Origin of the sequence: Demequina salsinemoris, assembly GCF_000974805.1 — a bacterium.
Classification (GTDB): Bacteria; Actinomycetota; Actinomycetes; order Actinomycetales; family Demequinaceae; genus Demequina; species Demequina salsinemoris.
The window spans coordinates 176,075-186,913 of sequence record NZ_BBQZ01000008.1; the positions used below are offsets into that span (position 1 = coordinate 176,075).

The following is a 10,839-nucleotide window of genomic DNA, read 5'->3' on the forward strand; positions in this document are numbered from 1 at the left end:
CGCGTCCAGTTTCAATACAAGCGTAGGTGTCCTTCCCCTACTCGTCGGAGAAAGGTCGGTGGCATATGCCCTCGGTAGCAATCATCGGCACTCGTGGTTATCCGAGCTACTACGGCGGCTTCGAGACTGCGGTGAGGGAGCTCGTGCCTGACCTCGCTGATGAGGGATGGCGTGTCACGGTATACAGCCGAAAGGGAGCGACTCGTGCCGAAGACCCCAACAGGGACGACCGGATTCGATCGGTAGAGACACCTGGTATTGAGCGAAAGTCACTGAGCACCCTCAGCTACGGTCTCACCGCTGTCCTTCACGCTGCCAAGGAGAGGCCGGACGTTGCGCTAGTCATGAACGTCGCCAACGGCTTCTGGTTACCCATCTTGAGACTTGCGGGGATCCCCACGCTTGTCAATGTCGACGGTATCGAGTGGGATCGGGCGAAGTGGGGTCGGTTCGCCAAGTGGGTATTTCGTTCCGGCGCCAAGTGGACGGCTCGATTCGGGACCCAGTTGGTGTTCGACTCTCACGAGATTGGACGGCGCTGGATGCAGGACTTTTCTCGCAACGGCGCATACATCCCATACGGTGGCCAGTTTGTGGAGCATGATCTTCCTCTTGAAGACGGTCTTGCTCATCGCAGCTACGTTCTGATGGTTGCACGATTCGTTCCCGAGAACACGGTGCAGGAGTTCTTCGAGGCAGTCCCACTGCTGGCGCAAGAGTACGACGTTGTCATTGTGGGTTCCTCGGGCTACGGAGGAGCGTTTGATGACCAAGCTAGAGAACTGTCCGCACGACACGGGAGGGTTCGTTGGCTAGGGCACGTGAGCGACGACGCCAGGCTCTTCAGTCTCTGGCAGCATGCCGGAGTGTATTTTCACGGGCATAGCGTCGGCGGAACGAACCCAGCGCTGGTACAAGCGATGGCGCTTGGTGCACCTGTGGTCGCACGTGACACTGTCTACACGCGCGAGGTGTTGGCCAACGGGGCGCTCTTCGTTCGGCCAACCGCGGTCGACATTGTCGACGCGATACGTGAGCTTGCTTCGGATGGCGTCAAACAAGAAGCATTTAGCCTGTCGAATGTGACTCGTGCACGCGAGCAATATAGTTGGCGATCCGTTAACAGTGGATACCTGCGGGAACTCTCGACGCTGATCGGAGTCACACGATGAGGGTCATGTTTGACGCATACTGGCTCGCGGATGGCCCGCCGTCAGGCCGCAACGTCGTCAGTTCGTTGATCGCGGCGTGGGCGAGTGAGTTCAAGGCTGATGACTTGACAGCCCTCCTACCTGCTGACGTCGAGATTGATTTGCCGTCAACCGTGTCCAGGATTGTTGTACGGCCATTCGTCCCCAACCACGGGCTGTGGGTGCAGACGCAACTAGGGAAAGCCTCCGCCCACTCCGACGTTCTGATTACGCAGAATTTCGCCCCCCTTCTGCGGCAAGAAGGACGGCTCTCAGTTGTGTTCATGCATGATGCGATATATCGACGGCACCCGGAGTGGTTCCAATGGCGCGAGCGCCGGTACCTTGACGTTGCGACGGCCAGTTTGCGTCAGGCAGACCTGATCTGGACTTCATCGGAGGCGGAGGCATCCCAGATTCGAGGGCTCCTGCCCCGGTACGGGGAGCGCGTGGTGCCAATTGGACTCGCTGTTCCTAGAGGCCTCGCAACTGCGGTAGCAATTCGTCCTGGTGGTCATACTGCTGAGCCTTTTGTGCTCGCGGTCGGACGCCTGAATGTACGCAAGAACGTAGGTCGACTCATCGAAGCAGTAACTCCTCTTCTTGCCTCAGGTCGTCGGCGTCTACTGATCGTCGGAACTCCCGACGGCATGGAATTCCTACAGGAAGAACACGAGAATGTGCACTTCATGGGCGGGGTGAGTGATGGTGAACTGCGGTGGTTGTACGAAAACTGCGAAGCGTTCGTATTCCCGTCGCTAGATGAGGGCTTTGGGCTACCGCTCTATGAGGCGAAGTTCTTTGGCGCGCCGGTAGCCGCTTCGGCCATCCCTCCGTTCCTCGAGGGAAACCTGGCCGACAACTATTTCGACCCTACGAGCACTGGAAGCCTCCGCAGTAGTGTGACCGAACTGTTGGAGCGACGCGTAACTGCCTCTAGCGCAGACGCCGGGCTCGCCGACTGGTCCTCGATTGCGCGCAGGGCTCGCGCATCAGTACTCCGGGGAGGCGAGCGCTCGTGATCAGAGCTTGGCTGGACCGACTCTATGGGTCGGCAAGAGGACTCGATGTAGGATTCGACCCCGAACTCGCAACACGTGACCTGATTGCCTTCGCCGCAGGAAAGATCGTGGCGCGAGTTGTGGGCGCGGTGCGAGGGCGCCCCGCTGTGTTCATTTCCGTTGGGGCCCGCATCGCAGGCAACTCATACCTTCGCGTCGGAACGAATGCCTCTATCGGACCGGCTGTCGTCATCGACGCTCGGTCCCGTCAGGGGGTCCAACTCGGCGAGTCGGTCACCATTGACCGTGGGGCAGTTCTACGTGCGTCGGGAGTGCTCCGAGACCTCGGGGAGGGAATCCGTATCGGCGAGCGGACGGCCATCGGAGTCGGAAACTTCATCCACGGAGGTGGCGGCGTCGTCGTAGGCACCGACTGCTTGTTCGGCCCCTACGTTTCGATCTTGTCTGAGAACCACCGCTTTGCGGACCCATCCGTGCCAATTCGAGAGCAGGGTGAGACGCGTGCATCCGTGACCATCGAGGACGACGTCTGGATCGGAGCAGGAGCAACTGTTCTTGCCGGTGTCAGGATCGGGCGCGGAGCGGTGGTGGGAGCTGGAGCAGTGGTCGTGCATGACGTCGCAGAACAGCAAATCGTCGGCGGCGTGCCCGCGCGCGGAATTGGAGCGCGGGGATAATGGGGCCTGCACCTGTCCTGCTGTCGGTCGTAATCGTCACTTACAATAGCGCCGACGTGATCCGTCTGTGCCTCGGAGCGTTGGGCAGCGTGTCTGACCAACTTGAGGTTGTCGTCGTTGACAATGCGTCCGAGGACGAGACCACTCACATCATTCGTACTGAGTTTCCACGCGTAATTCTCGTCGAGTCAGCGACAAACAGTGGCTTCTCGAACGGTGTGCATCAGGGCGTCGCGCTCACCACCGGAAGTGTCCTCTGTCTTCTGAATCCAGACGCGATGATCACGTCGAGTGAGTTGCGCGCACTAGCTGAAGACCTGGCAGAATCTTCCACGGCCGGAGTCTTGGCACCGCTAGTGGTACATCCCTCGGGAAGACTCTCGATTGTCTCCGCGGGCTGGCAACCTACTACGTGGAGGATGTTCTCGCACTACTCGGGTCTCTCTCGGCTATCCGGAGGGTCCACGAGAGCACAAGGACATTACCTGCTGCCCGGCCAACTAGGGGACGAGCGCATGTCAGTTGAATGGGTCACAGGGGCTTGCATGCTTATCTCTCGTGCGTGTTGGCAATCAACCGGTGGTCTCAGCGATCGTTGGTTCATGTACGCGGAAGACATCGAGTTCTGCCGCCGCGCGTCGAGACACGGCTATGGAATCGAGCTTGACCCACGTGTGATCGCTGAGCACGCGCATGGTTCGAGTTCCGCCGGTCATACCGAGCGCGTAAGCACCGCGTGGATCGAGAATCTCTACGACTATTTCGCGCTCGACCTAAGTAGAAACCGGCTGGATCGCTTCGCGTGGCGCGCCATTGTCGGAATGGGTCTTGCGGGCCGATCGGTGGCCTATTGGTTGAAGTCTGGCTTGACCGGAGACGAAACCTGGGTCGTTGAGTCCAAGAAGTTCTGGATCTATGCAAGAAGTGTTGGAGTGCTGCGTCGTCGGACGGAACCTAGATGACCTATACCGCTTACCCCATGGTGGCCCGCGCCCTTCGGCCCACCAGGAGGCTCCCGCGCGTCTGCCCGCACGAGGCCTGCGGCCCCATTTCACGGAATGATGACCGGAAATGCGGCTTGAGTCCGGTCACGGGGACTCAAGCCAGCAGAGTTGGGGAACTGTATGCCACGATACCCGGCGGTTCAGGGCGAGCCCAGCAGCGGTCCAGGGCAAAGCTGCGTTCAGGACTAGGCGTGAGGATCGCCGGTCGAGCGCGCTGGCGCCCTCACCGAAAGTGGCGGGCGCCGCTCCGGGCCGTGCTTCAAGGAATTGCGGAAGAGAAGATCGCTATGCCCCAACTATTGCCGTCAGTCAGGAGTGACCGTTGAGACTCGCTACATGGGCACAGGAAAGCAGCGTGCCGATTCTCGGCGACATGGGCCGTGCCGTGCTTTCAAACCTTCGGATCGCGCGCGAGTTCGCGGCGGACGGCCGAGCCTATGCACGAACTAGCAGTTGGCGGCCCCGGCATTTGGAGGGCACTGCGCAGATACAGCGTGACCTCACCTTCTGGTATCACCAGGTCGAGAAGGCGTTTTCCCTGCCAGTCCCTCGTCGGCCTTTTGGCGCCCGCGCGCAAGAGAACCTCGAACAGATACTTGGCGCCGCGCAGACCGCAGAGATTGACTCCACAGTTGCAGAGGCGGCGGAGAGCGCGCTCGGAGCTCTGCGGGTTTGGAACGACGGCGGCGAGCCTTCCGAATCGGTGTCACCACTCCGAACGCAGTTCGGTGGGCTGGAAGATCCGGCGGCCTTCTTCGAGTCCAGGCACAGTTGTCGCAACTTCAACCCGAGCGCTCGGGTCGACGAAGCCACTCTTCGGATGGCATTTAGGTTGACCCAGTCCACGCCGTCGGTATGCAATCGCCAGTGTGGCCGTATCCATTACTTTGGCGATGCCAACTTGGTGCAGAAGGCATTGTCATTCCAGAACGGCAACCGAGGCTTCGGTGAGAGCGTTCCGCACCTCGCGGTGATCACCGCAGATCGGAGGGCGTTCAACGAAGCTAGTGAAAGAAACCAGCGGTGGGTAGACGGTGGCCTGTTCGCCATGACGTTTGTATGGGTGCTTCAGTCTCTTGGGCTGGCCTCGTGCATGCTCAACTGGTCTATGGGTGTTACGGCTACTCGACAGTTGCGCGCAGCGCTAGATCTTCCAGAACACGAAGATGTAATCTGCATGGTTGCCTTTGGGAAGCCAGTTGAAACTGCTCGGCGTGCTCGCTCTGCACGTCTGCCTCAGTCAATTATCGTAACGGAGCATTGAATTCATGAGTGTAAAGAAACGTGTGTCAGTGATCACGCTGCATAGAGTGAAGAACTACGGCTCCGTGCTCCAGTCGTATGCCACACAGAGACTGATCGAAGAACTTGGCTATGAATGCGAGTTCGTCGACTACTGGAGGCCGGATCTCCTGGATTCCGTAGATGACTACTTTCAGAAGTCGCGATGGTCGTCCTACCCGCTCTTGAGGATCCCCTTCCGGGTTGTACGGGCAAGATGGGTCGAGAGAAATCACGCGGTCTTCAATGGATTTGTCGACGATTTCTTGAACGTTTCGCCGAATTCCTACTACAATGCGCAGGAACTTCTCGATAACCCGCCCATCGCGGATATGTATTGTGTTGGCAGCGATCAGATCTGGAACTCGGAATACAACGCGGGTGGGACGGCCCCGTTCTTCGCAACTTTCGCACCGAACGGTGCGAAGAGGTTGTCGTTCTCTTCTTCATTCGGCAAACATGATGCATTGCCCGAATCCAGAGCACTGGCAGTGGCCGAGCTACCCTCGTTCTCCGCCGTGTCGGTGCGCGAGGCGGCGGGAGTCGAGGTCCTGAAGTCGCTCGGGGTCCGTGCCACGCACACATTGGACCCTACCCTGGTGCTTGAGCCGGATGCTTGGTCCCAGTTCTGTGCGCGGGCTGTGTCGCCGCGACCCTCGAAGCCGCTCGTCTACCAACTCAACCGGGGCGCCGAGTTCGACAGAGTCGTCAAGGAGGTGGAACACGAGAGCCGAGCGGTTGCGACTCGACTTGATATCTCATCCGCTTTCCCGGTCTTGCGTGCAAGCGTGCATCAGCCGACCGTTCCGAACTGGGTTGCGCTCTTCAGAGACGCTTCCCACGTAGTGACAGACTCTTTCCACGGTGTGGCGTTCGCGTTAATCTTCAACAAGCCGATGACAGTTGTGTTGCCTCCTACCTACGGAGACCGCTTGCTGAGTATTCTCGAGCTCGCTGGTCTCCAGGATCGAGTAGTTCCGAGAGGGGAAGCGCCCAACTTCCGCGCAATTGACTGGTCTGAGGTCAATCGTCGTGTTGACGCGAGCCGCCTGGATTCACGAGAGTTCCTCCGGCGTGCCCTTGCTGTCTAGCCTGCGCCGCGTGCTCAGAGAGCCTTGGAGGCAGAGGTGAGCGCTGTGTATTCTGCGGCTCGCGGCGTGGCAGCGACTTCAATAGCGGGTGTTCTGTCTCTTGTAGCGGGCCTACTGCTGCTTCCACTCGTGTTTGCGTCGGTTGGAAGCGGTGCATACGGGGTATGGGTGGTGCTCTTCACCATCGCCGCACTGTCGCAGTACTCGGATCTCGGCGTCGGGACCGCCATCATCTACTTCAGTTCTAGGAGCCGCGCAGGCGCGCACGGAGACGCTTCGCGCTTCGTCTCCGCGGGTCTCCTATGGAACGGAGTCGCGTCTATCGCGATACTTCCACTTTTTGCGATTGGCGCCTCGATGTACGTGGTGTCGGAAGGTGTGCAGGCGGTCCTGCGTCACGGGGAGGGGCCCGCGCTCGTCGCGTTGGCGACGGTCTCGCTTCTCGCTCTCGCGTTCAAGCCCTTCGAGGCGGCGCTCATCGGGAGTGGTCTGCTACCCCTTGATCAAAGGAACCGGCTGCTAGCGACGACTTTCCGGATTCTCGGGACGGCAGCTGTGTGTGCGTGGGTGCCCCAGATCACCGCAGTTGCGCTTGTCGAGACAATCGCCGTATTGCTCCCGGGTGCCCTTGCGATTGTTCAGTGCCTCCGCCGCGATGTGGCAAGAGTAAGGTTCCGAGTTGACGCGCTGGAAACGCTACGCGAGATGCTTCACTACAGCGTGAAGGCCTTTGGCACGAACGTCGCCGGAGCCATCACGCTGCAAATGGGGCCAGCGCTTGCGGGAATATTCCTCGGCCCACATTATGCATCCTATTATTCCGCTGCATTCCGCGTCTATACAGCTGCGCGCCAGGTGCTGACGTGGCTCATCGAGCCCTTCCGCTCCGCGTTTAGCCAGCAATTTGCCCGGGATCGAACCGCGGCACTCACGCATATGTTCACGTTGAGCGCGATCGTGGCCGCGGTCGCGATCGCTGGATCTGCTCTCGGCGAAATCTGGTCCGTGCCCCTAGTTGAGGCGTGGCTGGGATCCGACGTTCCAACAAATGAGATCGCGGCGGTCCTCGCGGTACTGCTGAGCGGGTTGTCGCTCAACTCCCTCTATCTCCCGATGGCAATGGCAGCGGATGCAGATGGACGGCCCGGCATGTTCTTCCGGAGCAACCTCGTGTGGCTATTGTCGAATGCGGTGTTGGTATGGGTGCTGGTAGGGCGCTTCGGCATGCTCGGCCTCGCCCTTGCTCTGAGTCTCCCTCTCGTCCTGATTGTGCCGATGAATATCGTTCGTGCTCGAAGTGAAATGGAGTTTGGAATTACGAACTGGTGGCGACAGGCAGTGTGGCCGGCGGTGCTTGCCGTGGGCTTTCCTGCGGTCCTCGGCGTGGTCGTGTTTGAAGCCGTGTCGCAGTTTGACGATGGGACCGTTGGCAATGTGGCAGGAACCGCCACGATGGTCGTGGCGAGCGTTGCGGTGATTTTGGTCCTCCGGGGTCGCCTCCATATACAGGATGTAGTGGCTCTTCTCCGGTCCACGCTGTAGCCAAGATTCCCAGTATGGGCGAGAGGAGCTAGAACATGTCGGCAGGGGCTGTGTATGACCGCCTTGAGGGATATGGGAACCGACGTGTGTTCGTGATGCTGCCGTACGGGCTTGGTCAAGCCTCGTGGCGCGAGCGGAAGTTGTCTGGCGCCACCTGGGAGGAGACTCCCTACGGCTACGGCTTTGGCGGGGAGTTCTTCGACTTGAGCTGGTCGGAGGACCATCACGAGACATCCGCCTCAAACGTCCTGCGGCGCGGGATCGCGAAAGTGCTTGGATTCGATGTCGTCCACGTTTGGCGCAACCGGCGGCCGTTGCTGCGGGCCGACGTCGTGTGGACTCACACTGAGCGTGAACACCTAGCGGTGGCATTGATCAAGCGGGTGCTGAGAAGCAGGGCGTCGTTTAGGACCGTGGCACAGACCGTGTGGCTTTGGGACCGTTGGGCTCGGTTGAGCGCTCCGAGGCGCTGGCTGGCGCGGTGGTTGCTAGCCGCGCACGACCTTGAGATCACACATAGCCAGCTCAATCTGGCCATATCACGAGCGGAGGCACCTGGGAGGACTACTGCTTTATGCCCGTTCGGGACCTCGGCGGTGACTTCGGATGCAAACATGTATGACGCGGCAGGCAATCTCGTTGTGTCGGCGGGCAACGATATTGACAGGGATTGGTTGGCGCTCGCGGGTGCTGCAGTGGAGATGCCTGAAGTGGAGTTTGTCGTGTTCTCGGGATCGCTAGCCGCGCGGGAAGTCGAGTGGCCAGCGAATGTCCGTCTCGAAACAGACGCCCGAGTCCAACGCATCCGTGCCCACTACGAGGTAGCCTCGGCGGTTGTTGTCCCGCTCCGTCCGAACTTGCATGCTTCAGGACTCACCGTGGCGCTGGAGTCCATGAGCGCAGGGGTGCCACTCGTGGTCTCTGATGTCGGAGGTATTCGTCCGTACGTATCTGGCGAAGGGGTGGAGCTCGTGCCGTGTGGCGACGCAAATGCCCTTGCCGCGGGAATAAGGGCTGTGCGCCACAACTACAGACAAGAGATCTCCGCCGTGCTGAGATCTCGACGTCTCAGTCGTGGTCTGACTGATCGGGACTATGTCCTTCGCTACTGCCTTGCCACGCGTTCGCTGCTCGAAGACGAGGATATTCCCGAAGCACTCTCGGTTTACGAGTCCCTTGTCGAGTCCGAGTCATGACAGACAATACGGAAATAGTACGGGTAGGGGCTTGATTGTCCGTGGGGGACATCGAAACGCAATGCGATGCTGAAACCAGCGATGCGACGCCTGGATACGGACTCTGGGAGAAGACCCTCGCCGGAATTATCATGTTCGGCCTGCTCGTCCAAGTCCCTGGACTCTCTCTGGTGCCGTTCTCGGTGCTTCCGGGGCTTCTCATCGTGGCACCGATGGTGACGACCGCGCCGCGCTCCGTCCGCCGACTGGCGACAGCGGCCGTGTTCGCGCTCACCGCTGGGCTTGTCGTTCATGCAGTGTCCCGGGGATACGGTCTCGAATCGGGAAGCCTTGCCACAGTGATTTCGGTCGTTATCTGGTCGCTCACGTTGGTAGTGCTTCCCGCGATGGCTTGGTGGTCGATGAAGAGGATCAAGCCGCGGACCGCCATTCTTCTCATGCTCGTGGGCGGGATCGCGAGCCAACTTGTCTTGGTAGGCCTGTCTTGGAAGGGTTCGCTTGGCATCTTCGCGACGGCACTTGCTCTGATCGTGCTTTCGAGTCACGAGGTGCTGGCAACGATGGCGCTCGTTGCGTTGGCGGCAATTGGGTTCGCGAACGACGCCCGGTCGATGGCCGTTGGGGCGGGCCTAGCGTTCGTCATCGCTGTCGTGTTGAGATTGCTGCGGCGGGGCGGCGCGCGGCTGTCGCGGACACTGGCCCTTCTTGCCGCAGTGGCTGCCGTGGGTGCGGCTCTTGTTTGGGGACTCGCAGCGGGGCTTGCAGGCGCTCCCATCCAGGAACGGACCATCGACCAGTTGAATCATGCGAATGTGATCTTTGGGGTTCGTGCGGAGTGGGCCGCTTCGCTGTCATTGTTCCAAGAGAATCCTCTCGGCTATGGGCTAGCGATACAACCATCTGAGGCTGCTGTGAATGAGGCAATCACAGCGGTGCGCGATGCAGGCGGCGACTGGACTTCGAATTACTTCTCGCAGTGGGTCTTTGGTGAGCGGGTGGATCTACATTCCACGCTCGCGAACATGTGGTTTCACTTCAGCGTCGGTGGCGTTGTGCTTGCCGCCGCCGTCGGGTACTTGTTGTTCACAGCGATAAGGGATGCGCGTTCCACTTTGGGAATCTATGGGCTTGGTGGAATTTACCTCGCCGTGATGGCGCTATGGGACCTCGCGTTCTCCCCAATGGGCGATATCGATCGCGTAATCGCCGGACTATGCTTCGCTTTGGCGGCTCAATTTGCGAACAGTTGCAAGACTTCTGCGCCTGACGGAGTCGTGAGAGCGATGGACCAATCGACGGCTGGCTTTCAGCAAAGCAAGTACCGTCGCGGTGGAAATGGGGCCGGTCTTTGGGTATAGAACCGGCATCGCTATCGGGGTCCCGGCGCTGGGGAGGAACAATCTAGACTATGGTTTGCCGCGCTTAGGCGGACAAGTGAGGGGGGTATGTGAAAGGCGTGATCCTTGCAGGCGGGTCAGGAACGAGATTGCACCCGATCACGATGGGTGTCTCGAAGCAGTTGGTGCCGGTGTATGACAAGCCGATGGTGTATTACCCGTTGTCGACGTTGATGTTGGCGGGTATCAGGGAGATCTTGATCATTACGACGCCACATGATGCTGCGGGTTTTGAGCGGCTGCTTGGGGATGGTAGCCAGTTCGGTATCGAGATCTCGTATGCGCAGCAGCCGTCCCCGGATGGGTTGGCGCAGGCGTTCACTATCGGCGCTGACTTCATCGGTGACGACAGTGTGGCGCTGGTTCTTGGGGACAATCTGCTCTATGGGCCGGGGCTGGGTTCGCAGCTGCAGCGTTTCGACGCGGTCAAGGGCGCCTT

Annotated in this window: 10 protein-coding genes; all 10 read left to right on the forward strand. The window is 59.8% G+C overall.

The genetic code is table 11. The annotated features are described in order from the left end of the window. Window positions 1–65: 65 nt before the first annotated feature. Window positions 66–1,172 carry a glycosyltransferase gene (locus AOP78_RS14070; RefSeq protein WP_062206119.1) on the forward strand — a complete coding sequence of 369 codons (1,107 nt, stop codon included), beginning with the start codon at window positions 66–68 and terminating at the stop codon, window positions 1,170–1,172. A gap of 5 nt (window positions 1,173–1,177) precedes the next feature. Then, the gene (locus AOP78_RS14855) at window positions 1,178–2,212 is read left to right on the forward strand and encodes a glycosyltransferase family 4 protein (RefSeq protein ID WP_160297655.1); all 1,035 of its coding nucleotides are present in this window, start codon (window positions 1,178–1,180) and stop codon (window positions 2,210–2,212) included. Further along, window positions 2,209–2,889, forward strand: a complete 681-nt coding sequence (locus tag AOP78_RS14860; RefSeq protein ID WP_152659573.1) for a DapH/DapD/GlmU-related protein — start codon at window positions 2,209–2,211, stop codon at window positions 2,887–2,889. Before AOP78_RS14855 ends, AOP78_RS14860 begins: the two co-directional genes overlap by 4 nt. Then, window positions 2,889–3,851 carry a glycosyltransferase family 2 protein gene (locus AOP78_RS14865; protein WP_083980260.1) on the forward strand — a complete coding sequence of 321 codons (963 nt, stop codon included), beginning with the start codon at window positions 2,889–2,891 and terminating at the stop codon, window positions 3,849–3,851. The genes AOP78_RS14860 and AOP78_RS14865 overlap by 1 nt, the downstream gene beginning before the upstream one ends. 397 nt (window positions 3,852–4,248) lie before the next feature. Further along, window positions 4,249–5,157: a nitroreductase family protein gene (locus tag AOP78_RS14870; RefSeq protein ID WP_083980262.1), complete on the forward strand. Its 909-nt coding sequence runs from the start codon at window positions 4,249–4,251 to the stop codon at window positions 5,155–5,157. 46 nt (window positions 5,158–5,203) lie between these two features. Next, complete coding sequence (locus AOP78_RS14875; RefSeq protein ID WP_160297657.1) at window positions 5,204–6,265, forward strand: polysaccharide pyruvyl transferase family protein; 1,062 nt, start codon at window positions 5,204–5,206, stop codon at window positions 6,263–6,265. A 66-nt stretch (window positions 6,266–6,331) separates the two neighbouring features. After that, entirely contained in the window at window positions 6,332–7,807 is a 1,476-nt protein-coding gene (locus AOP78_RS14075) for a lipopolysaccharide biosynthesis protein (RefSeq protein ID WP_236685393.1), read from the forward strand. 35 nt (window positions 7,808–7,842) lie between these two features. Next, on the forward strand, window positions 7,843–9,003 hold the full coding sequence (locus AOP78_RS15550) for a glycosyltransferase (RefSeq protein ID WP_083980266.1): 1,161 nt from the start codon (window positions 7,843–7,845) through the stop codon (window positions 9,001–9,003). A 41-nt stretch (window positions 9,004–9,044) separates the two neighbouring features. After that, window positions 9,045–10,361, forward strand: a complete 1,317-nt coding sequence (locus AOP78_RS14080) for a hypothetical protein (RefSeq protein WP_062206125.1) — start codon at window positions 9,045–9,047, stop codon at window positions 10,359–10,361. Between the two features lie 89 nt (window positions 10,362–10,450). After that, on the forward strand, window positions 10,451–10,839 hold a 389-nt coding region (locus AOP78_RS14085; RefSeq protein WP_152659575.1), incomplete at its 3' end, for a sugar nucleotidyltransferase.

Bases quoted from the DNA above. Each gene is read 5' to 3' on its own strand.
- AOP78_RS14070 (WP_062206119.1), top strand. From the start codon at position 66: ATGCCCTCGGTAGCAATCATCGGCACTCGTGGTTATCCGAGCTACTAC.
- AOP78_RS14855 (WP_160297655.1), top strand. From the start codon at position 1,178: ATGTTTGACGCATACTGGCTCGCGGATGGCCCGCCGTCAGGCCGCAAC.
- AOP78_RS14865 (WP_083980260.1), top strand. From the start codon at position 2,889: ATGGGGCCTGCACCTGTCCTGCTGTCGGTCGTAATCGTCACTTACAAT.
- AOP78_RS15550 (WP_083980266.1), top strand. From the start codon at position 7,843: ATGTCGGCAGGGGCTGTGTATGACCGCCTTGAGGGATATGGGAACCGA.